Here is a 23,430-nt window from a genome sequence, read left to right as displayed (position 1 = left end):
TGTGTAAACCGTTTAACCATTAACATTTCACTACTTGAGATCCACGCTTACTTTTGAACCTGCATACGTTTTTTCGTAATGTAGTCCGTTTCGTAATATTGTAGATCATCACGCAACGGTTCAAAAATTCTAGAGAGGGTCAGCGTTAGTTCCCTTAACTCTGGTGTAACATCTTTGCGGAAAATAATACAGTCTTGCCCTGTGTACGAGTATCTACCGTCCTCATCATATACTTCTCCTTTTGGATAGTAGAAGTTGATGACACAGGTCTGGTATACCTGGTAAAGTGCATCCTCTGCAAATTCAGAATTAAAACGAGCACGACGCAGGCAAACTCCAACTTTTTCATATGCATTTTCTGCATAAACCAGCAAACGACGCAAATCAGACAAGTAGCTACTGTAGTAAGATTCATACTCCTGTGCATCACTTGAGCTTTCTACCAAAGCAGACAACGTCGTTTTGTTCAGGAATCTTTCCAACTCTATGCTTACCTTTTTCAAACGGATAAAGGTATCTTCGCACAGTTGCTTAAGATGAGCATCTGACATAGGAATCCTCCTTAGGGCACTGTAATGTAGGAAGCTGTTAATAAAAGGTTTACGTTTATTGTAAAAAAAGTACTCTGTAGTTACAAGAGATTTTTACAAAATGTTAACAGTTTCAATCTCTGATGTACTTGATTTTTTTACAACCGCCCTATTCTTCTGCCAGAAATATGCAACATATCCTGCAAATAGTGAAATCAAAGTCATTAACAACATAATTTTTACATCATGTGTTACATATTCCCAGCCGTGTCCTTTGCTCAGAATTTCCCTGGTTGCATGTAGAAAATATGTTAACGGTAAACAATTTGCTAGTGCTGCAACCCAATCTGGCATGGAAATAATTGGCCAAGTCCATCCAGAAAGCATAAACGACGGAACGGCAACAATCATCGCCCACTGAGTTGCTTGTAGCATGCTACCAGCAAGAATTGACATTGCAAAGCCGATCGAAATAACTGCTAAATGGAAAACAATACCGACTAATACAAATAGCCCAAGATTACCGTAGTAAGGAATGTCAAAGACTTTCAGCATCATGACAAAGCAAATAGCAAAGTTAAACATTGCAAGTAGCATGTGAATGGAAATTTTACTAATAGCCAAGGCAAAAAAACGATTTGCCGTCAAACTAGTATTCCAACTACCTGTCTCTTTCTGACGTGTAACAGAAAGCGAAACACTTAGGAAAGCGACCTGCTGCATAACCGTTCCCGCCAAACCTAACAGCATAAAAGAAAGGTAATTAAAAGTTGGATTATGTAGAATCCGATATCGGTAATCAATACCAGTGGCGAAGTTCTGTCCTGCGTCGCCCCATTCTCCTTTTGCTTCCAGTTTTTTGATCGTAACCCCACCTGAAATGGTCTTAACTAAGGAACTTGCTGCCCGAACAGATGTGTTGGAAATTAACAAATTACTGCCATCAATAATGTTTAAAACTTCTGTAGGTTTCCCAGCCTTAGCATTAACTGTTAGACCCTGAGGAATGATGAAGCTGGTCAGCACCTCTCCCTGATCAAGTAACAGCTGTGCTTCCTCCTCTGTCTGTACAACCTTAGTGACCGCGAAGGTTTGGTCATGATCAATTGATCGAATCATCTCACGGGATAGCTCGGTCTGATCGAGATCAGCTATCACCGTAGGAATTTCCATTACTCTGCTTTCAGAATAAAGGAAACCAAAGAGTGTCATATACACTACAGGGACAAGAAAAACGATACGTCGAATTGTTTTATTCGTCCATACTGATCTCCACTCTTCTATCATCAGTTGCCAGACATTGTTCATTTCTGTCCAGCCCCTTCAAGTCCCCATTCCACCGTATAACCTGGACGAATATCTTCATCTGCTATAGCCAGTTTCACCTGGAATGCTCGTAAGTCACGAGAATTTAACTCTTGAGTAGCTTTTTTTACAGCAAAGTCCGCTGCAGGAGAAATCACTTGAAGAGTTGCCTCTACTTCTTTATTCAATGCTGGAACAAATAATTTTGTTTTTTCACCTGTCTTCAGAGAACCTAGTTGGTTTTCATCAACATACAGCTTCACAAATTTTTCTTGCTCAACCTGAATGGTCATGATGCCTGCACCTTGTGCAACCAGCTCTCCTGTTTGTGAAGAGACAGATTTAATAATTCCATCAACAGGTGCTTTCATTGTTGTATTGCGAAGATAAGCATTTGCCTCATCTAGTGCGCCTTTTGCCTGTTTAACAGCTGCTTCTGCTGATGCAACATCAGACTCCCTTAAACCTACTTGACCACGACCAGCCTGTGCATTTTGGTAGGCAGCATCTGCCTGATCTACTTGAGCTTGCAAGGCAGCAATCTGTTCTTTACGCGCACCTTGTTTTGCCATGTTTAATTGTTGTTCAACGGAAGTATATTCGGCACTATATTTTTCCCATTCTGCATTTGCTTCGTCCACTTTCACCTGAGGAACAGCACCTTCACTAAATAGATCCTGCATTCGTTTCAGATTTGTTTGTGCCAAATCTTTCGCAGTTTGGGTGGCTTGTAATTTGCTTTGTAACTGACTGATTTCTTCAGGACGCGCACCGTTTTTGTTGGCTTCAAGCTGAGCGATGGCCGCACTCTTAGCTGCTTCCGCTTGTTTTACAGTCGCATCACTTGTGCCATTTGTAATAGTAACTGATTTTTTTGCCTGCCCCAGCTTCGCTTGTGCCATTTGATAAGCAGCCTCTGCCTGATCTCTCTTCGCTCTAATTTCATCACTAGACAGAATGGCCAGCTCCTGACCTGCTTTTACACGGTCGCCTTCTTTTACCAGGATCGTCTCTATTGTACCTGGCGTTTTGAAAGCAAGGTCAACTTCCTGTCCTTCCACTACTCCTGTAATCGCCTGTGCTTCCCCGGCATAACTAGTTTGTTCTGAAAATAACAAGTAACTACCCAATAAAACCACCAGAACAGCAAATCCAGCTAATCCCAGTATCATTTTTTTATTCTCTCTCATTTTTAATCTTCTCCCACTATCCAATATTAATGAACTCCTAAAACACCTTTACACATGGAAAGTAACGTATTCCTCGTATCGTCTGTATAAATCTCTTCTTTTCGATACATTTTACGTAGGACGGTAAACGCGATACTTCCAAAAAAAGCAGAGACTAACGTCTGAACCTCTAATGCCGAGTCAATCAACCCATTCTGCTGCAATTGGCCTAAATAACTCTCCATTAAGGTAAAATAGTTCGCCAGCAGATCTCGAATGATAACATCTCTCTCAAAATCCCCGGACGTGATGGTTAACAACAAGGTACACAATTTTTCATTCTCCGAAAAGAAACGCAAATGTTCATCGAGTACATGCACAATACGTTGCTGTGGTGTTAATGTAGGGTTTTTTATTGCTTCCGCTACGGAATCTATCAACATTTGCACGCCTTTTTGGTTAACGTACAGGAATAGTTCCTCTTTTGTTTTGAAATGGTAGTACAAGGTTCCCTTTGCTACTTTCGCCTCCTCCGCAATAGCATCCATCGTGGTATAAGAATAACCGTGATTGGCAAAGGCATTTAAAGCAGATTCATAAATTAATTCCTTTTTTTTGCTCATCCACGTTCCTCCATTTTTGAACTGACTGGTCAGTACAAGAATAATACTTCTATATTTTTCATTCGTCAAGCACTTAATGCGTAAAAAATGGAAGCAAAAAGAATTTTCTTTTAATATTATCTGCAAAAAGTATTATCTTCCTTCATAACCTCCGAGCTTTATTTGAGATTTTATATAACTGGCTTTACCTTATATTCCACACGGAATGGACTTCCCTGTTTCAAAGAAATTGTAAAAGCCAATAAAATACATTACATAAGTCACCTAAAAAATAAGGTCGTTTACGGGAGATAATTTATTCCAGTAAACGACCTTATTTTTGCTTTTTTTAATAAATGATCGAACTTCTTTGTATGCATGACGGAACACGTAATCACCACTATTATGATAGATACTGGATAAGGTTTATTTATGATCTTTCACAACTAAAAGAAAAGAAGTCGAACGCTAGTAAGCTTTCGACTTCTCTTGCAAAAACTCTTATATACGGAGGGAGAGGGATTCGAACCCCCGTGACGTTGCCGCCTAACGGTTTTCAAGACCGCCCCGTTATGACCACTTCGGTATCCCTCCATGATGTATGCTGTAATCTGTCAGCAAAAATTAGTATATAAAATCTTTCTATGAAAAGCAAGTATTTTTTTCATTTTTTTGGTACGATATTTTCTAATTCCTGGTGAATGATCTTTTTGATATCTTTCTACTCCCCTTTATTCGTATTATTGTAACCTTGTTACACTGAAAACGTATTATATAATTGATCTACTAATGTATAATGTTGTATCCAATTCTATTCATTTGTGTCTATGCTACAATTTGTGTATGATAGATGTTGATTCGTTGGTTTTCGAAAGGAGAAGTACATGGAACAGTTATTGACCTTTGCAAAAGACTATTGGGTTATTCTTGTGCTCGTCTTGCTTGGCGTGTTTGTCATTAATTTCTTTTTAAAAGCGATATACAAACTAGTTTTGTTTGCTCTCGTAATTGGTGCCGTTCTTGTTTTTGGATTTAATTATACTCCCGATCAAGTAGTAGATATGGGACGAGAAGTAGTGAATGGTGTAGACGAAGTATTCACTTCCACCGTAAAGCCACTTATTGAGGCAGAGATTAAAGACGCGGACTATGAATTTAAGCCAGATGGCAGTTACATTATTAAGACGACAAATATTCGAATTGAAGGAAAAAAAGGCGATCCTCAAGCTACTGTATACTATAAAAACTTCAATTTTAACGTAAACATTGACCAACTCGGTCAGCTGGCAGAAGAGAAAATTAAAGAAGCAAGTCAATCAAACACACCATCATAAGAATCACACATATAATCCCTCCTTTACATGGAAACTTGCCGCAAATTTTCAGCAAGTTTCCATAGTAGAGAGGGATTTTTATATCTTATATTCAGTTGTACGATACTTAACGATGTTTTTAACTATAATATAAAAAGAATAAATTACTAGCGTATATGCGTATTTGTTTTCTCAATATTATTCGTCACTTTTTTTACTATACCTGATATCGTACCTGACGCCCGCTTTCCCCTCTCACCTCCATGTTGGTGGTTCAACCTGTTGACGGTGGTTCAGCATCACATTTTTTCCACTTTTTCCTTTTACTATAAGATTCGTGTGCCACTATAAAATCAAGGGTTTCGTCAATTTGACTATATGTTATGATAAACAAATTATATTTGTATCATACTTTTAAAAAGGATAAGTAGAACAGGTGAAGCAGATGAATAATAGACAACAAGAAATTTTATATGTTTTGTTATCTGAATCAGATGGACATTTATTAGTGCAAGACCTTGCGGATAGAATGAATTGTTCTGAAAAAACAATTCGTACTGATTTTAAAACGATTGAAGAATATCTTGCCAAATATTCAAATGCGCTTCTTGTTAAGAAACCGGGCTTAGGGGTATATTTACAGATTGAAGAACATGAAAAGGTACATTTGTTTAATAGACTTTATCGCGTAAATAATCGTACCAAATACGAATCTGATGAAGAAAGAATTCTGCAAATTGCTTATAACTTGTTAATGAAAATAAAGCCAGTTACAGCTCAAGATATGGCTTCACGGCATTTTGTAAATAGAGCAACTATAAAGAAAGATTTAGATAAAATTGAGGAGTGGTTGAACCGTTTCGATTTAGCGTTAGTATCAAAACAACGGGTAGGTTTAACAATTGAAGGAAATGAAAATAAGAAAAGAAAAGCATTAGCTAGATTATCAGATTTAATAAGTACCCCAGAGCTTACAAATCAATTTATGAAAAAGCAGTTTTTATCTCATGAGGTTGAATTTGTAACGAATGAATTAAAATCGTTACAAAAACGTCATTCTCTATTTTTTACAGATGATACATTCGAAAGCTTACTATTGCATACGTTACTTATGGTTCGGAGAATGAAACTAAAACAACCAATTTCAATTTCCAACAAGGAAATTATTCTGATGCAGGAAACGAAAGAATATGAATGGACGCTAGAGTTTTTAAAACAATTAGAATCTGTTTTCTCTGTTCATTTTGCAGAAGAAGAAGTGACCTATTTAACAATGCATGTTTTAGGTGGGAAATTTCGTTATCAAGATAGTACATCGAAATGGAAGAACCTCTCTGAAAGTAATCCCACTCTTTCTATACTTGTACAGCATTTAATTAAAAGTATGTCCCAGTTAAATATGATTGATTTTAGTAAAGATCAAATATTAATAGATGGTTTAAAGATTCACTTATATGCGGCGTTAAATCGCTTGAATTATGATCTTTCTGTATCCAATCCGATGCTCGATGATATTAAAAAAATGTATCCCTATTTGTTTGATATGGTGATCCATGTTTTAGAAGAAATCAATAAAATACTCGCTATTTGCATTCCAGAAGAAGAAGCGGCATATCTTACTTTACACTTTCAAGCATCTATTGAACGCTTTAATCATAAAGAGAAAAATAAAATTGCAATTATCGTTTGTCATATGGGGATTGGAATGTCGCAATTATTGCAGACAAAGATTGAACGGAAATTTCGCCATCTGCATGTATTGGGTTGCATAGCAAAAGCTGATTTGGAGGAGTACATCAAGCAACATGATGTGGAACTTGTTATTTCTACTATTCCCCTTCCGCAACTAAAGGTTCCTCATCTTGTTGTATCACCGCTATTAGAATGGTCGGACGAAAGAAAACTGGAGAACTTTCTGAAACAACTTGATGAACCGATTCGTAACGATCAGCATGAGTTTGTCATGCTGAATTACACAACTCCTTTTTTAGTTTTTTTACAACAAGATGTAGAACATCGTTTCACGTTAATTGAGAAGCTAGCAAATGCCCTGTATGACAAAGGTTATGTGGAAAAGGAGTTTGCTCTTCATGCAATTAGTAGAGAAAAAATGTCGGCGACAGCCATTGGCACGGGGATTGCCATTCCACATGCAAATCCTACGTATATTAAACAGTCAGCTATTGCAATTGCTACATTAAAAGAACCAATTGATTGGGGTTCAGAGAAAGTATCCCTCGTATTTATGCTAGCTGTTAAGAATGATGGTAAAGAGGTAACGAAACAATTGTTTCGAGAGTTATCTTTTATATGTGAACAACCAGCTTTTGTTAATAAACTTACTAAAGAAACAAATGTAATGAAGTTTTTATCTTATTTACATGATATGAAGTAGGAGGGGAGTGACTTTCTCCCCTATCTCTCACACCTCCCTACATACTGTTCGTTATATGGCATTTCATTTAGGTATTACTCAAACGTCCCTTCGATTTTCCTCGTTTACTTTTTCATTGATCTTCGAACTACTTCATACCCTTTCCTAATAGGATACTCCCCTTTTTCTTTCATTGCTGTCAGGAAATTTTCACGTGACAGCATTCCTGCTATTTATGCTATTCTCTACTCCACTCTGTTAGAGTCCCCGTGTATTCACCACTTCCGTCCTTTAGAAAGCCCGTGCGTATCGCCTATATCATGACAGGGAATAATATCCACATTACTAAAGTAAAAGATCGATTTTTCCGCAATCTACGGTAAAAAACGAAACTTTTGCCCCTATCTATTTGATATATAGTGATTGTAGGCGCTTACACAATGAGTTTTAGGAGGATTGAAATGAAACTATTAGCAATTACATCGTGCCCTAATGGGATTGCCCATACTTACATGGCAGCGGAAAATTTGCAAAAAGCAGCGGATAAATTAGGGGTTCAAATGAAAGTTGAAACCCAAGGTGGCGTAGGGGTAGAAAATGAGCTTACAGAAAAGGAAATTCGTGAAGCAGACGGTATCATTATATCAGCAGATAAAACAGTAAATAAAGACAGATTCATCGGGAAAAAATTGTTGGTGGTTGGAGTTCAAGATGGTATCCGAAAGCCAGAACAATTGATTCAAAAAGTAATAAGTGGTGATGTGCCTGTATATCAATCAGAGTCAAAATCAGGAGAAAGTAATTATCAGGAGAAAAAGCAAAATCCTATTTATCGTCATTTAATGAATGGTGTATCTTATATGGTTCCATTCATTGTAGTTGGTGGGTTACTGATTGCCATTGCGTTAACACTTGGAGGCGAAAAAACGCCTGGAGGTTTAGTGATTCCAGATGGATCTTTCTGGAAAACAGTTGAACAAATTGGCGGTGCCTCCTTCCTATTCATGGTTCCAATTCTAGCCGGATTTATCGCTTATAGTATTGCAGATAAACCAGGTCTTGTTCCCGGTATGATTGGCGGATACATTGCGGCAACGGGAAGTTTTTATGGAAGTGCAAGTGGTGCTGGTTTTCTAGGTGGTATTATTGCTGGTTTCTTAGCGGGATATATTGCATTAGGAATTAAGAAAATAAAAGTTCCAAAAGCGATTCAACCAATTATGCCCATTATTATCATTCCTGTATTTGCTTCATTACTTGTAGGTTTAGCATTTGTGTTTCTTATTGGTGCACCTGTAGCACAAGTTTTTGATTCATTAACAGCTTGGTTAGCAGGTATGCAAGGAACAAGTTCCATTCTTCTAGCATTAATTTTAGGAGCTATGATTTCTTTCGATATGGGTGGTCCTGTAAATAAGGTAGCATTTCTATTCGGTTCAGCAATGATTGCAGAAGGAAATTATGAAATTATGGGGCCAATCGCTGTCGCGATCTGTATTCCACCAATTGGTATGGGACTTGCTACATTCTTAAGTAGAGGAAAATTCCGAGAGTCAGAAAGAGAAATGGGGAAAGCATCCTTTACCATGGGACTATTTGGTATAACAGAAGGTGCTATACCATTTGCGGCACAAGATCCACTCCGAGTAATTCCTAGTATTATGGTTGGTTCGATGACAGGTTCTGTTATTGCGATGTTAGGTCATGTAGGAGATAAAGTTGCGCACGGTGGTCCAATCGTTGCCGTGCTAGGAGCAGTAGATAATGTACTTATGTTCTTTATCGCTGTAATTGCAGGTTCTATCGTAACTGCTGTTTTAATAAATGTATTGAAAAAAGATGTTTCAAATGAAGATAAACCAAAAGTAGAAGAAATCAAAGAGGTTTCAACAACAAAAGAAATACCCGAGCAGCAAACAGAAAATAGCCAAATTGAAATGGTAGAAATTAATAAACTAACAGATATCACAAGTTTAGAGCTTATTGATACTAACTTAATTGGTGAAACACGTGACGATATCATTGATGAAATGATTAGCAAATTGTATCATGCTGGTGTATTAGATTCAGAGTCTGAGTTCAAACAAGCTATTATGGAACGTGAAGAACAAAGTACAACAGGCATTGGCATGAACATTGCGATTCCCCATGGGAAATCGGATGCTGTTAAGAAACCACGTGTAGTATTTGGAATTAAACAATCCGGCGTAGATTGGAAAAGCCTTGATGGAACGGATGCAAAATTAATCTTTATGATTGCTGTACCAAAAGAAAGTGAAGGTAATGAACATCTGAAAATCCTTCAAATGCTTTCTCGAAAACTTATGGATGACAGTTTTAGAGAACAGTTAATATCCGTCCAAACAAAAGAAGAAGCATACAAGCTATTAGATGACATCGTATAGTATGGAGGGATTTTCAATATGACTGCACCATTATTTTTTGCTTCTGTTTTTAAAGAAAGAATTTGGGGCGGAACGAGATTAACCTCCTTTGGTTATAAGATTCCATCTGAGCAAACTGGAGAGTGCTGGGCTTTTGCAGCACATCCACATGGACAAAGTGTTGTGAAGAATGGTGAATATAAAGGCATGACTTTAGGTGAATTGTGGAAAGATCACCGATCATTATTTGGAGATGTGGAAGGGGATCGTTTTCCCCTTCTCACAAAAATTTTAGATGCCAATCAAGATTTATCTGTTCAAGTACATCCAGATGATGAATATGCGAATCTGCATGAAAATGGAGAACTTGGGAAAACGGAATGTTGGTATATTATTGATTGCAAAGAAGATGCTGAAATCATTTATGGGCATCATGCGAAAACAAAAGAAGAATTAATCTCTATGATAGAACATGAAGAATGGAATAAATTGTTACATCGAGTTAAGGTGAAACCTGGAGATTTCTTCTATGTCCCAAGTGGAACTGTTCATGCAATCGGTAAAGGGATTTTAATATTAGAAACTCAGCAAAACTCTGATACGACTTATCGATTATATGATTATGATAGAAGGGATGCAGAGGGGAATTTACGGGAGCTCCATCTTCAAAAAAGCATTGAAGTAACGGAAACTCCATTTACATCCGATCAGCTAACGGTTCTATATGATAAAGTGGACGATTTGAGTGTAACATCTTTTATCGAAGGTCCGTATTTTTCAGTGAAAAAGTGGGAGTTAGCTGGTTCGGCTACCCTCATACAACAAGAGAAGTTCCTTCTTGTTAGTGTTATTGATGGAGAAGGCGAAATCATTAAAGAGAATCAGCATTATTCCTTTAAAAAAGGCGACCATTTTTTATTACCTAATGGTTTTAACGAATATGAGATAAAAGGTAATACGACGTGTATCGCTGCAAGTATATAAGTTGAAATAAAAAAGAGTGTATCGTCAACTAATGTTCGACGATACACTCTTTTTCCTACCATAAGCTGTTTTTTTCAGTCAATTGGTTTTGTTTGAATTTTTTCCCGTGTAGCCCTTGGCAGAAGAAGCACATTTTTTGTCCAGAACTATTTAAGGTCCTACCTAGCTGCATAGCAAAGAGTGCGGATAAGAAAAACTTCTATCGAAGTCTTTCGAAGAAGCTGGTTCTTCTTTAGCGGATGTTTTTCATGCGGATAAGGAAGCGAAGCCCAGAAGTTTATACATTCTTATATAGTTAAAAAGTGCAACCCATGAGACACTGCGTAGCATATACGACTTTTGCACTTTCCGCACTCTTTACTGTGTAGCGGACAGTATTCGCTCCCTTGCGGGATCTTAACGAGTTCACAGACAAAAAATGTGCTTCTTCTGACACCCCACTACAGTAGTTCACACCTCAAAATTATATACTTTCTGATACAGTAAAAAAACACCACTTAGGAATAACTTCCTCAAGTGGTGTACTTGTATGTATGTGAGTAATTAGAATGGCGGAGGGAGAGGGATTCGAACCCCCGTGACGTTGCCGCCTAACGGTTTTCAAGACCGCCCCGTTATGACCACTTCGGTATCCCTCCGTGTTGCTTACAACTAGTAATATAGCACATCCATCCTAAAAACACAAGGGCTTACACTAATTTTTTCCGTTATTTTTACACCATTCTAGTAACGTAAGAGCAAATAACTCTGCACAAGTGAAAATATCATCTAGCACAATATATTCATCAGAATAATGTGCCACCTGAGTTACTCCTGGTCCTACTACGATTGCAGGAGTATCTGCTAGCTTAGTCAACAGACCACCATCCGTTCCCCACGGTGATGCCTCAATGATAGCCTCTGCACCTACAACAGCTGGATATAAGCTAATAAGGGTTTCCATCAACGGATGTTCCATCTCTACATCTCCCGGAACCCATCTGGCACCATACCACTCTAACTCGATTGGATGCTTGCTGAACCATTCATCCTCTTCGGAAAGGCGATCTATGGCTGCTTTCATTTCTTTTTTTGCATCTTCCATTTCTTCACCAGGAGCAACACCCATGCGTCCTTCTAATGTAACAAGATCGGCTACAGAGGATGGCCATTTCCCTCCTCCAATCACCCCGAGATTGATTGGAATAGGAATGGGAAGCTTGGCATATAAAGGATCTTCCAACCGATCGTTCCGTTCCTTTTCCAATTGTTGAATCATGGCAATCACTTTAACACACTTTTCTATGGCACTAACTCCCTCATAACGGGTTCCACCGTGTGCTGATCTCCCTTTTATGTAAAGGCGAAACCACATAGATCCTTGTTGTTTCGGAAAAATCTTCATGTTGGTTGGCTCGGGAACCAAGGCAGCATCCGCTTTGTACCCTCGCAGAATAGTTGACAGCGTACCTGCTCCACCGCTCTCTTCTTCTACCACACTTTGAAAGATTACATCTCCTTGTAATCTAATTCCCAGTCTTTGCAGTGTTTGAATAGCTAAAAGCGAGGAAAGGTTTCCCCCTTTCATATCCGTTGCTCCACGTCCATATATTTTGCCATCAATTATTTCACCACTAAAAGGATCAAGAGACCATTGCGTTCGATCTCCTTCTGGTACGACATCCACATGTCCATTTAGAATGAGAGAACGACCGCCACCTGTTCCCCTCCAAACGCCTACTACATTAGGACTCCCCTCGAATTGTGTACGAGGAGATACGAAATAAGGATGCTGTAATAACTCGTCGCCCTCCATCACCCACTCATCTACCTCAAGACCCATCTCTACAAGCTTATTTGCAATCAGCTTTTGAATGCTAGCCTCTTCCCCCTGTACACTAGCCTCTCGCACCCAGGTTTGCAGTAACTCTTCCGCTTCCTTACGATCCTTTTTCAGTTGTTCTCGTATTCTTTCTTGCCACTCCAACGCCAACACACCATTAACCAATCCAACCCCTCCTATCTAAAAATTTTGACATCTCCTTCAATTAACAATTCGGCTTCCGTGGCTCCAATCACATCAGCAACCGTATATGGGTGCATCACTTCACGCAGATACAGTCCTTCTTTTTTCACTTCCATTACAGCCATATCTGTGATGATCAAATCAGCACTTGCTTTAGCTGTTAATGGAAGATTACACTCTCTGACAATTTTGGATCTGCCCTGTTTGTCGAGATGAGTGGTTAATACAAGCACTTTTTTCGCCTTTTGTGCCAGTTCCATAGCTCCGCCCATCCCAGGAACCCGTTTTCCTGGCACGATCCAGTTCGCAATGTCTCCTTGCTGGCTAACTTCAAGCACGCCTAATATTGTCATATCCAAAAGCCCACGTCTAATGATCGCAAAAGCAGTTGCACTATCAAAGAAGGAAGCACCTGGAACCAATGTAACAGGAAACCCTCCTGCATTACACAGGTTGGCATTTTCTTCGCCTGGTAATGGACTTGGACCTGTTCCAGCTATACCATTCTCCGCATGGAAGAAGACACTTTTTTCACTTGGGATAAAATCTGCTACTTTTGTAGGTATTCCAATTCCTAAATTAATTAGCATTCCATCCTCTACTTCTTGTGCAGCTCGTCTGGCGATCTTATCACGATAATTCTCTGTTTGACTCGCCTCTATTACTTCTCCCATGCCCATTTCCAGTTCACCCCTTCGCTCTTCACGATATAGGTAACAAAGACCCCTGAGGTCACGATCTCTTCCGGGTCCAGCTCACCCACTTCTACAATTTCTTCCGCTTCAACAATGGTAATGTCACCAGCCATTGCAACCAGAGGGTTAAAATTGCGAGCGCTCGTATCATATACCAGATTACCGAAGCGATCCGCTTTTTTGGCATAAACAATGGCCACTTCAGCTGTTAATGGCGTTTCTAGCAAATATTCTTTATCTGCTACCGTTATTTTTTCCTTACCTTTTTCAGCGATTGTTCCAATTCCAATATCAGATAATATTCCGCCTAGGCCAACTCCACCCGCACGAACTCTTTCAGCTAGAATCCCCTGTGGACAAAACTCTACTTCCAATTCGCCCGCCGTCATTTGTGAACCGGCATTCGGATTGGAACCAATATGAGAAGCAATGACCTTCTTAGCTCTGCGATTGGTAATGAGTCGCCCCAATCCTATATCGGGAAAAGCTGTGTCATTACTAATGATGGTTAACTCAGTAACCCCTTTATCCAGCATCCCCTGAATCAGGCTAGGCGGATTCCCAACCCCACCAAATCCTCCTACCATCAGGGTCATTCCACTATGAAAGTAAGAGAGAGCCTCCTGTAGACTTATTTCCTTATTCCACGTATTCCCCATACTTGCACACCTTCCTCCTCTCTCCCTGTTTAGATCATAATCTGTGTTCTGCCTATTTCTGCTTCTATCTCCTGTAAGGTCTCTTTTAACATCGAAACCAGTTCATCAATTTCTTCTTTCGTAATAACGAGTGGTGGTGAAATAATGACGGCATCTCCCGCTACTCCATCTAATCCACCACCTGCCGGATAAAGCATTAATCCTTTAGCAAAGGCTCGTTGAATGATATTATTCGTCAAGCCATCTGCAAGTGGAAATGGTTCTTTGGTTGTCTTATTCTTAACGAACTCAAGGCCACACAATAACCCTTTACCCCGTGCTTCCCCGACAAGTAAACTTTCTTCTGCTACCTTTTTCAGTTGTTGCAATAGATACTCTCCTGATTCGGCTGCCTTGTTCACAAGGTCATGTTTCTCCAAATACGTTATTACAGCTAGACAGATCGCAGCAGATTGCGGATTGGCACTATAGGTATGACCAGCCATAATCGAACCGCTACCGGCCCCAATTGTTTGCATAATCTGATCACTCGCCATGGTGGATGCCATCGGGGTGTATCCTGCGCTCATGCCTTTCCCCAAAGCCATGAGATCAGGTGCTACATTCCAGTGGTCAATTCCAAAGTTTTTCCCCGTACGTCCCACACCTGTCATGACTTCATCAGCGATAAACAGGATGTTATGCTTCGTGCAAATTTCTCTGATACGTTCAAAATACCCCTCTGGCGCTACTACTGCCCCACCTGAAGCACCCACGATAGGCTCAGCAATAAATGCGGCAATCTGATCTGCTCCTGTACGTAAAATAGCTGTCTTCAATTCATCAGCAGCACGTCTTGCATATTGTTCAATACTTTCCTTCTCTTCTTGATATCGATAAGAATAAGCAGGTGAAATACTTGGATAATCCGCTAGTAATGGTACGAATCGTTTTCTGCGTAATACATGCCCGGACATCGAGAGCGCACCCATTGTAATACCATGGTAGCTCATCCATCGTGACATAATTCGGTTTTTACTCATAATTCCTTGCTCCTGCCAATATTGAATGGCGATCTTTTGTGCTGTTTCAGTGGCTTCTGAACCACTGCTTACAAAGAAACTCCAGTTTAGATCTCCTGGCGCCCAGTTCGCCATTTTTTCAGCCAATGCCTCTACAGCTTGACTAGTAAAATGAGAGCGGTAGGCAAAGGAAACCTTGCTAGCTTGATCTTTCATTGTATCCCCGATCTCTTCAACACCATGACCAATGCTAGCTGTTACAGCTCCTGAACACGCGTCCAGATAACGCTTTCCGTTTATGTCATATAAATAGATACCTTTTCCGTGACTAACTATTGGATATTCTTTTCCCCATTCAGGTTTAATAACATACGTTTTTCGTTCCATGTAGTCTCGCTTCCCTTCCTTACTACTTTTTTTCTAATCGTATCGCATTACGTAGCATATTCCATTCTCCCTACTGTCAAAAAACAATGGATAATTTTAAAAATATTTTGTACATTTTGTATAATAGGACAAGCATGGCAAATAAAAACTCGCTACCAGACTGATGAAAGGAGTAAATCACATGTCCATTACCATTCGAGAGGCCCTCCAATTACCTGATATGGTTCATTCTAAATTGGTAGCAGGAGCAGCTGGCATAGACAATCCCATTCGCTGGGTAACAATTGTAGAAATACTTGATGATGTAAAAAGATTGCAGGCTGGAGAATTTTTGATTACTACCGGTTTTGGGCTGGATACAGATAAGCTGAAACGAGATCGGTTTATTTCTTCACTAGCTACTCAACAACTTAGTGGTGTAGCCATTCATACAGGGTTTTACTTGAACGAAATACCTAATTCTTTTATTGAAGAGGCGAATTTATTAGGTTTTCCCTTGATCGAAATTCCTGTGGAACTTAATTTTTCAACAGTGACGAAAGCAATTTTACAGCCTATTGTAAATCGCCAGTTTGAATTCCAACGGTATTCGGAAGAAATTCACCAGCGGCTGTTGAACGTCGCTTTAACGGGACTGGGGTTATCTGCAATTGCACAGGAGTTAGCGGATGTGACAAGTGGAGAAGTGACAATCATTGACTCATTAGGTTATGAACTGGTTCATACTGAGCCGAAAATCAACGATCATGAGCATTCGTGGCGAGAGGAAGAGTATGAGAAACATAGTTTGCCTATTCAAGCAGGTCAACATCTGTATGGAACGCTTCTCCTTGGAAAGCCAATAAGCTGGAGAAATGAACTGGATTTGATAGCTATGCAACATGCATCTACACTGGCTGCGCTCGCCTACAGCAAAGATAGAGAGGTTGCAGCCGCAGAAAGACGCGTGCAAGGGGATTTTGTGGATGATTTATTGAGCGTTACTTTTCAATTGACCCGCGAGGCAGAGGCTCGCAGTCGATTACTGGGTTATTCGCTAACAGGAGCCCATCTGATCGCTTCCCTTGGCTTTCCAGACCAGATTCAGCCAGACGATCACTTGCTTTTCACACAAAAGCTGCCCGCTTTAATCAAACGTCTAGCTGAACTGATCCAGCCACATTATTTAATTAAAGAGCGCAGCAATGATATCATACTTGTTTTACCAGAACAGCCTACCAGTACAAAATTGTTAACCAAAATTGTCTCCAGCTGGTCTGAACTTCATCCCCATTTACCACTTTTAATCGGATGTAGCCAACCACGCTCAGACTTACAGGAATTATCAGTAGCTGCCCAAGAGGCTGTTTTTTCCATGAAGTGTCTCAGCTTATTAGCTAGACCATCAGAAGCGTTCCCTACTCAACTTGAAGACAAGAGTAGAGAGAATCAGCAAACAGTAGTCGTTTTTTCACAGTTAGCCGGATATCAGTTTCTTTTCCCTTACCATCATCAAGAGCATCAGCTTGCCGCCCTCTGGCAGCCTGTACTCCAGCATCTGCTTGCGTATGACGAGAAGCATGCCTTTCAACTGCTAAGGACCATTCATTGTTATTTTTCGCATGCATTAAACGGTCGTAAAACCGCAGAGAAATTGTATATTCACAGGCATACTCTTACCTATCGATTGCAGCAGATCGAAGAGTTAACAGGCAGTGATCTATCTCATGCCTCAGATCGTTGGCAACTGGAACTGGCCATCATGGCTTACCGTCTTCATCAAGCTTTGTTTGTACCCTGATCCTGATCGCTTACTATTTATCAGTAAAACAGAATGTTTTTCACTTATCGAAGCGATTTTACCCAGATATTCATATCCTCAAATCCAGTAGCAATCGTACAGTTATTAATCAGTCTTCCACGGTACCGATAGCCGTGCTTGGCTGCTGTAATATTCATTCCTGGAGAGTGCGCACGAGTTATTGTATATAGATAATAGATGCCGCTCTCCTCCATGTATTTTTCCAATGCAAAAAATATATGTTGCAGTAGTCCCTTCCCTAACCATTCTGGCAAAGTTGCACAGTCAGTTAACTCAGCAGATCCATACTCTGGCGTCACTTCAGCAGATGCAGAACATACAATCTTGCCCTGCGACTCGATTACTATATAGGTCGTATGGGCTTGCATCGTTTTTTTGACATAGTCTGGATCATCCATTGGTGTAGGATAGGCTGGAAAGACAATGCTGTACAATTGTGCCAATTCCAGTGCATCTTCTGTTGTAGCAAAGCGCAGCAGATAGCCCTCATCTAGCTCTTTTGGACTGGCCTGTCCCTGTTTTTGTAAGCTGATAGAAAGAATCTCATCCGCTGTTTTTTTATCTTTAGGTATGCCTCGTTCAGTGGTAATGAATTTGCACACCATTTGAGCATCTACACCATTAAAGAAGCCGTCAATGACTCCCTCCTGATGGAACCCTTCCTTCTCCCAGTTCTTAAGATCCTCTTTACGTGCATACACGATCAGTTTACTCATTCCTTCTGCTTTGCCTTCTTTGTATAGTTTATCTGCGATGGATGAGATCTCTTCTGTTTTATATTCCAATACTTTTAACCGATGATTATGAGCATCCACAATGATGGAGTAATCTGCCCCTTCTTTATCTGATTCCTGCTGGTTAGCTGGGTTGTTGTTCATCTCGTTTCACCTCTCCCCTATTTTTCCCTATTATAGTAGGTGATCACATCTGTGTCATTCTACAAGTTGTACAATGAACTACAGCATTTTTTTGTGAAAAACGTCTCGACATTTTTCATAAAATTGGATGTGACCGCTTGCGGTCCAACAAAACGGTCATGAACGTTTTGTTATTTGATACCATTTCATTCCTAAAACTCTCTATTCATGCATAAAGCTAAGAGAGAATGCAAAAAAGGAGGGTCCACCCATGACAACCTATATCTATGCCCATAGGGGTGCCTCTGGCCAATATCCGGAAAACACGTTCCCAGCTTTTCATGCCGCTTATTTGCATGGGGCGGATGGACTTGAGATTGATGTGCAGCTAACAGCAGATGGTGAGATCATTGTCATGCACGACACTCGCTTGGAACATACTACGAACGGCAAAGGCGAAGTGCGTGATTTTACCTTACACGATATACGGCGTCTTAATGCGGCCACAAAGCATCATTTAGCGATTCAACCAGCTAAAGTTCCGGAGCTTTCTGAAGTACTTCTTTTCGCCAAGACAACTGGATTGAAATTAATTATTGAGCTAAAAAATTTCATAGTCCCCCAACCTAATCTGGAAGAAAAACTGATTCGTGCTATTTACGATTTTCGTCTCACGTCGCAGGTTGTCATCTCCTCGTTTAACTTTACAAGCCTGTTACGAATAAAGGAAATTGACCCAAAAATACGTACTGGCTTATTGTACTTTGGACAGCTTCAGCGTCCATGCGACATTGCGAAGGAGTACCGTGCCGATGAACTCCATGCACCAGATGACCAAGTGACCAAAGCTTTAATTAAAGAGGCTAAAAAACATAACCTTTCCATCCTCAGCTGGACAGTAGATACCCCAGCACGAATGAAAGAGCTTATTTCGTATGAGATAGATGGAATTATCACTAATTTTCCTGAATATGCTAATAAAATTTTATAATTCGATAAGACTTCTGTATGCAAGCCGTCCAATACCTTTTATACTTATAAGTGAAGGGGAATAAGGGTAGCACTTTCTAATGTCCATTATTAACAAAGGGGGGTATTCCATGTTTATTACTGATTGTCTTTCTCCATTGTCATCGCTAACTGTAGTAAAGCCTTCTGACTCCATTGCCCACGCGCTTAAGCAAATGTCTACGTACAAATTACTTAGTATGCCGGTGGTTAATGAAGATGGTACTTACTATGGTACACTTAGCAAACGAAGTCTATTTGAAATGTACGAACACAAATATACCGGGCTCACCTTTGACGACTTTACCCAACTACCTCTCGCAGATGGAGTCGATCCTAATTTACTTGCTCTCACCACCGAACATTTGTATGAAGACGCCCTTCCCATCATTGTTCGTTATCCCTTTGTACCTATTGTGGATGAGAATAATAAGTTCCTTGGAATTATCAAAAGAAAAGATATGGAGCTAGTTCTAGAATCAGTTTTTGGTATGGGTGTAAAAGGTACACGCATGCTGCTCACACATTTTGAAGGAAAAGGCATTTTACGAGAAATTTCATCTATCCTGACTGATCACGAAGCAAATGTTATTTCCTGTGTATCATTTGATTCCAGGCATTCAGGTGTACGTAGAATCCTAGTTAAATTTAAAAGTACTGATAATGTGGAAGAAATTAAACAAGATTTCGAAAATCATGGATTCACGGTTACTTCCATCCATGAATAATCAGTTACAAAAAAAGGAGCGCAGGGTCTATCGATCCATGCGTTCCTTTTTTTCATATTTATCTATTTTCCTAGGTCTGGGCTTGGTATCCAGTTAGGGTCATAAAATTTACCCTGCCATGTGTCACGTCGCTTCATTTCGGCTTCAATGCCATTTAGCACTTCCCACTTTTTACGGCTCCACATCGGTCCAATTAAAATATCAGGAGGGCCATCGCCTGTAATTCGATGAACAATCATCTCAGGGGGCAAAATCTCTAACGTATCTACCACCAGCTTTGTATACTCTTCCTGAGTCAAAAATTCCAGCATACCGGCGTTATACTGTTTAACCATTGGTGTCTTCTTTAGCAGATGGAGCAGATGGATTTTGATTCCCTGAATATCAAGATGAGCTGCTGCTTGAGCAGTTTCCATCATATCATCATAATTCTCACCAGGCAGACCATAAATAATGTGTGAACAAACCCGGATGTTATGTTTGCGAAGTTTTTCAACTCCATCCAAATAGGTCTGATAATCATGTGCTCGATTGATTGACTGTTGTGTCCGCTCATGAACCGTCTGAAGCCCCAGCTCTACCCACAAATAGGTTCTCTCATTTAACTCAGCCAGGTATTCGACAACATCGTCAGGCAAGCAATCAGGACGCGTAGCAATTGAAAGACCTACTACATCATCTTGTTTCAAAATGGTTTCGTACATATCTCGCAATTCCTCTACCGGAGCGTACGTATTGCTAAATGCTTGAAAGAAGCCAAGATATTTGGCAGTGGGCCATTTTTCATGCATTCTGCCTTTAACGTCATGGAACTGTTTTTCGAGCGTCATGCGTCGGTCTCCTGCAAAGTCTCCAGATCCTCTGGCACTGCAAAACGTACAACCGCCAGTTGCTACGTTCCCATCTCGATTGGGACAACTAAATCCCCCGTCTAACGGAACCTTAAATACTTTATGTTGAAACATACTTCGTAAATGGTAATTCCATGTATGATAACGCTTATCACCCCATAGTAGGGGTTCACAAGCGATAGATCGTTCATCCATCTGCATGATGTTACTCCTTTCGTTTCCTTACATTGCTTCAGTATATCAGTTTCTTAAAAAGAAAAGAACCGCAGCACGGCTTGCGGTTCGTAAATGTAGCTTTAACAATTGATTTTCCCACTTTTTGCTTCCTGTTATTGTTGCATTTCTTCAATCTGAATGGCACGAGTATGCGCAGTGTGGCTCCATTCTTGGTTGTTCTTTGTAAAGAACGCATAAATGAAGATTGGCAGCCAAGTCAAGAAGAATATAGGGAGTAAGATTATTCCCAGGTAAGCCTTTAATGGTACTTTTTCCAGATACAGCGCCAAGAATGGCAATACCCAAAATACTCCTGTTGTTGCAAACACGAGCCAGTCTGGTAAAAAAGCTGCTACTGGAACAAAGGCTAGGTCTAAATCCAAAAAGCGAACCATGAACAAGAGTGACATGAACGTAACAATCAAAACATACATCGGTTGGAAAAGATAGAAACCTGCGTCAAGCATTCCCAAACGTCTTTGTTTAAATCCTTTTTTGATCACTGAAAATATATATCGGCCACCTACATCATAGTGTCCCTGCATCCAACGAAGTCTTTGCTTCATCGATGATCTCAAATCGATCGGTTTTTCATCAAAAACCTTCGTTTCGTGTGCCCAGCATGGATAAACGCCACGTTCAATACATCTTGTAGCGAACTCCAGATCCTCTGTCAAGCTAGTTGCTTCCCAACCCATTTCTTTCAATAGGTTGCTCTCAATACAAAGCCCTGTTCCACCTAGTGTATTAGGAAGACCCAGGTTATGACGTGCCAACTGCCACATACGGTTTGTGAACCAGTATGTTACTGCATAAGACAGTGTAATCCATGAATCAAATGGGTTCTTGGAGTCTAGATAACCTTGAATTACTCGTTGTCCTTTGCACAAGCGATCATTCATTACAGCCAAAAAGTTTTTCTCTACTAGATTGTCTGCGTCAAACATCACTACTGCGTCATATTGCTTTGGCATTGTCCAAAGTTTTTCAAGCATCCACTCGATACCGTAACCCTTACCTCGTTTCGAACTATCAAATCGTTCGCAAGCATAGGCGCCATGCTTCCGAACGATCTCCGCGGTGTTATCTGTACAGTTATCACAGATAACAAAAATGTCATACATCTCACGCGGGTAATCCATTTTCTTTAGATTCTCAATCAATGGCGCAATTACTGCTGACTCATTATGAGCAGCGACCAGTACAGCAAATGATTTCTTAGGCCCGTGCGTAATCTCTTTTTTCTTATGGAACACACCGCCAGCAATCGAAATCCCTGTCTGATAAATAGCTACCAAACCAACTATAGTCGTAAAACCGATGAAAAGCCCCTCAAGAATATCTTTTAAATCAACCATTTTTTCTTCTCCTCGACCTGTTGCGCTTTAGCGCTTTACAGGTAGTGTTATAACTCCTTCGAACCCTATCTGCGAGTTTACACGATTCACATCTAGGCTGCAATCGTTCAAAAGTGGGAAAAATCACTGTATTTTTCTCTCTACAACTCTTTCTTGCTTAATATGACGCATAAGCTCAGTGATTCGCTACATCTTACCTGCAGATTGCGTGAAAAAACTTTTCTTCTTCACGTTTCCCTCATCTTCCATGTTTTATTCTGCCAACAATACTATTCCTTTTTGACATGTATTACCGCAGAAAAAAAAGCCTTCAGTAAAGGGCTTACCCTTTTCATATAGGCTTGAATCCATGATAGTCTAAGTTTTCAATAGTGGTCAAGTCATTGTCTATAAAACTTATGTGGAAAATTAACGCTCAATATGCAAATGTAACAAATTAACTGGTAATACTTCACTTTTAAAGGCCAGAAAGACCATTGTTTTTTGTAAATTCATGGCTTCCATACCATAAAATACATGTCAGTAAACACAGATAAGCATACATGTTGCCTAGCAGCGTGTATACCCTCATACCTATAAAATTGTCAAACGAATTGCCTTCCAAGACTGAAAACTGATACCTGAAATCAGTTCCTTTTCCTATTAGTTAGGCCATCCGACAAAAAGGCAAAAAAATGGCGTCTCAGGAGAGACTCGAACTCCCGACCGTCCGCTTAGAAGGCGGATGCTCTATCCAGCTGAGCTACTGAGACGCATGTTGTGGAGGGAGTACCCGGATTTGAACCGGGGATAAGGGTTTTGCAGACCCGTGCCTTACCACTTGGCTATACTCCCGTATCAAATTGTAATATGTATAAAGTAAAAAGGGGCGACCGATGGGAATCGAACCCACGAATGTCGGAACCACAATCCGATGCGTTAACCACTTCGCCACGATCGCCAGATTAAAATATTATGGCAGGGGCAGCAGGAATCGAACCCACACCAAAAGTTTTGGAGACTTTTGTTCTACCGTTAAACTATGCCCCTGTGGTAGCGGCGAAGGGAGTCGAACCCCCGACCTTTCGGGTATGAACCGAGCGCTCTAGCCAGCTGAGCTACACCGCCACAAACATAGATATTTTTTTATGGCGGAGAGTGAGGGATTCGAACCCTCGCTACACTTACGCATACTAACGGTTTAGCAAACCGTCCCCTTCGGCC

At 40.2% G+C, this 23,430-nt stretch carries 18 protein-coding genes and 7 tRNA genes; 7 read left to right on the top strand and 18 right to left on the bottom strand.

Features of this window, described 5'->3' with window-relative positions:
* Positions 1-47 precede the first annotated feature (47 nt).
* From LM917_RS18745 to LM917_RS18725, 5 genes are all read right to left on the bottom strand, one after another.
* A complete protein-coding gene (locus tag LM917_RS18745) occupies positions 48-551 on the bottom strand; it encodes a DUF3907 family protein (protein WP_232699240.1) in 504 nt (167 codons plus the stop codon).
* Between the two features lie 93 nt (positions 552-644).
* The gene (locus LM917_RS18740; protein ID WP_232699239.1) at positions 645-1,838 is read right to left on the bottom strand and encodes an ABC transporter permease; all 1,194 of its coding nucleotides are present in this window, start codon (positions 1,836-1,838) and stop codon (positions 645-647) included.
* Positions 1,835-3,025 carry an HlyD family secretion protein gene (locus LM917_RS18735; RefSeq protein ID WP_232699238.1) on the bottom strand — a complete coding sequence of 397 codons (1,191 nt, stop codon included), beginning with the start codon at positions 3,023-3,025 and terminating at the stop codon, positions 1,835-1,837. Before LM917_RS18735 ends, LM917_RS18740 begins: the two co-directional genes overlap by 4 nt.
* A 26-nt stretch (positions 3,026-3,051) precedes the next feature.
* On the bottom strand, positions 3,052-3,627 hold the full coding sequence (locus LM917_RS18730; protein WP_232699237.1) for a TetR/AcrR family transcriptional regulator: 576 nt from the start codon (positions 3,625-3,627) through the stop codon (positions 3,052-3,054).
* A 487-nt stretch (positions 3,628-4,114) separates the two neighbouring features.
* Positions 4,115-4,200: transfer RNA gene (locus tag LM917_RS18725), tRNA-Ser, on the bottom strand.
* 290 nt (positions 4,201-4,490) lie between these two features.
* Between LM917_RS18725 and LM917_RS18720 the strand changes: the two genes are divergently transcribed.
* The 4 genes from LM917_RS18720 to manA all read left to right on the top strand — a co-directional run bounded on the left by LM917_RS18720 (position 4,491) and on the right by manA (position 10,661).
* Positions 4,491-4,940, top strand: a complete 450-nt coding sequence (locus LM917_RS18720) for a hypothetical protein (protein WP_232699236.1) — start codon at positions 4,491-4,493, stop codon at positions 4,938-4,940.
* Between the two features lie 424 nt (positions 4,941-5,364).
* The gene (locus tag LM917_RS18715) at positions 5,365-7,314 is read left to right on the top strand and encodes a BglG family transcription antiterminator (RefSeq protein WP_255668420.1); all 1,950 of its coding nucleotides are present in this window, start codon (positions 5,365-5,367) and stop codon (positions 7,312-7,314) included.
* Positions 7,315-7,754: 440 nt separating this feature from the next.
* Positions 7,755-9,698 carry a PTS fructose transporter subunit IIABC gene (locus tag LM917_RS18710; protein WP_232699234.1) on the top strand — a complete coding sequence of 648 codons (1,944 nt, stop codon included), beginning with the start codon at positions 7,755-7,757 and terminating at the stop codon, positions 9,696-9,698.
* Positions 9,699-9,716: 18 nt separating this feature from the next.
* The gene (gene manA, locus LM917_RS18705) at positions 9,717-10,661 is read left to right on the top strand and encodes a mannose-6-phosphate isomerase, class I (protein WP_232699233.1); all 945 of its coding nucleotides are present in this window, start codon (positions 9,717-9,719) and stop codon (positions 10,659-10,661) included.
* A 549-nt stretch (positions 10,662-11,210) separates the two neighbouring features.
* On the opposite strand, the gene LM917_RS18700 is transcribed toward manA, so the two are convergent.
* The 5 genes from LM917_RS18700 to LM917_RS18680 all read right to left on the bottom strand — a co-directional run bounded on the left by LM917_RS18700 (position 11,211) and on the right by LM917_RS18680 (position 15,408).
* Positions 11,211-11,299: transfer RNA gene (locus tag LM917_RS18700), tRNA-Ser, on the bottom strand.
* A gap of 56 nt (positions 11,300-11,355) precedes the next feature.
* The gene (locus LM917_RS18695; protein WP_232699232.1) at positions 11,356-12,648 is read right to left on the bottom strand and encodes a peptidase; all 1,293 of its coding nucleotides are present in this window, start codon (positions 12,646-12,648) and stop codon (positions 11,356-11,358) included.
* Positions 12,649-12,659: 11 nt separating this feature from the next.
* Complete coding sequence (locus tag LM917_RS18690) at positions 12,660-13,346, bottom strand: 3-oxoacid CoA-transferase subunit B (RefSeq protein ID WP_232699231.1); 687 nt, start codon at positions 13,344-13,346, stop codon at positions 12,660-12,662.
* Positions 13,328-14,020: a 3-oxoacid CoA-transferase subunit A gene (locus tag LM917_RS18685; RefSeq protein ID WP_232699230.1), complete on the bottom strand. Its 693-nt coding sequence runs from the start codon at positions 14,018-14,020 to the stop codon at positions 13,328-13,330. Before LM917_RS18685 ends, LM917_RS18690 begins: the two co-directional genes overlap by 19 nt.
* A 29-nt stretch (positions 14,021-14,049) precedes the next feature.
* Entirely contained in the window at positions 14,050-15,408 is a 1,359-nt protein-coding gene (locus tag LM917_RS18680; protein WP_232699229.1) for an aspartate aminotransferase family protein, read from the bottom strand.
* 181 nt (positions 15,409-15,589) lie between these two features.
* Between LM917_RS18680 and LM917_RS18675 the strand changes: the two genes are divergently transcribed.
* The gene (locus LM917_RS18675) at positions 15,590-17,188 is read left to right on the top strand and encodes a PucR family transcriptional regulator (RefSeq protein WP_232699228.1); all 1,599 of its coding nucleotides are present in this window, start codon (positions 15,590-15,592) and stop codon (positions 17,186-17,188) included.
* Between the two features lie 44 nt (positions 17,189-17,232).
* Here the strand turns inward: LM917_RS18675 and ablB are convergent, their stop codons facing one another.
* A complete protein-coding gene (gene ablB / locus LM917_RS18670) occupies positions 17,233-18,087 on the bottom strand; it encodes a putative beta-lysine N-acetyltransferase (protein WP_232699226.1) in 855 nt (284 codons plus the stop codon).
* A 250-nt stretch (positions 18,088-18,337) separates the two neighbouring features.
* Between ablB and LM917_RS18665 the strand changes: the two genes are divergently transcribed.
* Both LM917_RS18665 and LM917_RS18660 read left to right on the top strand, forming a co-directional pair.
* Entirely contained in the window at positions 18,338-19,057 is a 720-nt protein-coding gene (locus LM917_RS18665; RefSeq protein ID WP_232699225.1) for a glycerophosphodiester phosphodiesterase, read from the top strand.
* Between the two features lie 109 nt (positions 19,058-19,166).
* Complete coding sequence (locus LM917_RS18660) at positions 19,167-19,802, top strand: CBS domain-containing protein (protein WP_232699224.1); 636 nt, start codon at positions 19,167-19,169, stop codon at positions 19,800-19,802.
* Between the two features lie 62 nt (positions 19,803-19,864).
* On the opposite strand, the gene mnmL is transcribed toward LM917_RS18660, so the two are convergent.
* The 7 genes from mnmL to LM917_RS18625 all read right to left on the bottom strand — a co-directional run bounded on the left by mnmL (position 19,865) and on the right by LM917_RS18625 (position 23,334).
* Entirely contained in the window at positions 19,865-20,854 is a 990-nt protein-coding gene (mnmL, locus tag LM917_RS18655) for a tRNA modification radical SAM protein MnmL/YtqA (RefSeq protein ID WP_373688808.1), read from the bottom strand.
* A gap of 128 nt (positions 20,855-20,982) precedes the next feature.
* Positions 20,983-22,227, bottom strand: a complete 1,245-nt coding sequence (locus LM917_RS18650) for a glycosyltransferase family 2 protein (RefSeq protein WP_232699223.1) — start codon at positions 22,225-22,227, stop codon at positions 20,983-20,985.
* A 675-nt stretch (positions 22,228-22,902) separates the two neighbouring features.
* A tRNA-Arg gene (locus tag LM917_RS18645) sits at positions 22,903-22,979 on the bottom strand.
* An 8-nt stretch (positions 22,980-22,987) separates the two neighbouring features.
* Positions 22,988-23,061 (bottom strand) — tRNA-Cys (locus LM917_RS18640).
* A gap of 33 nt (positions 23,062-23,094) precedes the next feature.
* Positions 23,095-23,167: transfer RNA gene (locus tag LM917_RS18635), tRNA-His, on the bottom strand.
* A 15-nt stretch (positions 23,168-23,182) separates the two neighbouring features.
* A tRNA-Trp gene (locus tag LM917_RS18630) sits at positions 23,183-23,256 on the bottom strand.
* Position 23,257: 1 nt separating this feature from the next.
* Positions 23,258-23,334 (bottom strand) — tRNA-Met (locus LM917_RS18625).
* Positions 23,335-23,430 lie beyond the last annotated feature (96 nt).

Source organism: Brevibacillus daliensis (genome assembly GCF_021245735.1).
Lineage (GTDB): Bacteria > Bacillota > Bacilli > Brevibacillales > Brevibacillaceae > Brevibacillus_B > Brevibacillus_B daliensis.
This window is presented reverse-complemented; position numbering and strand designations above follow the sequence as displayed.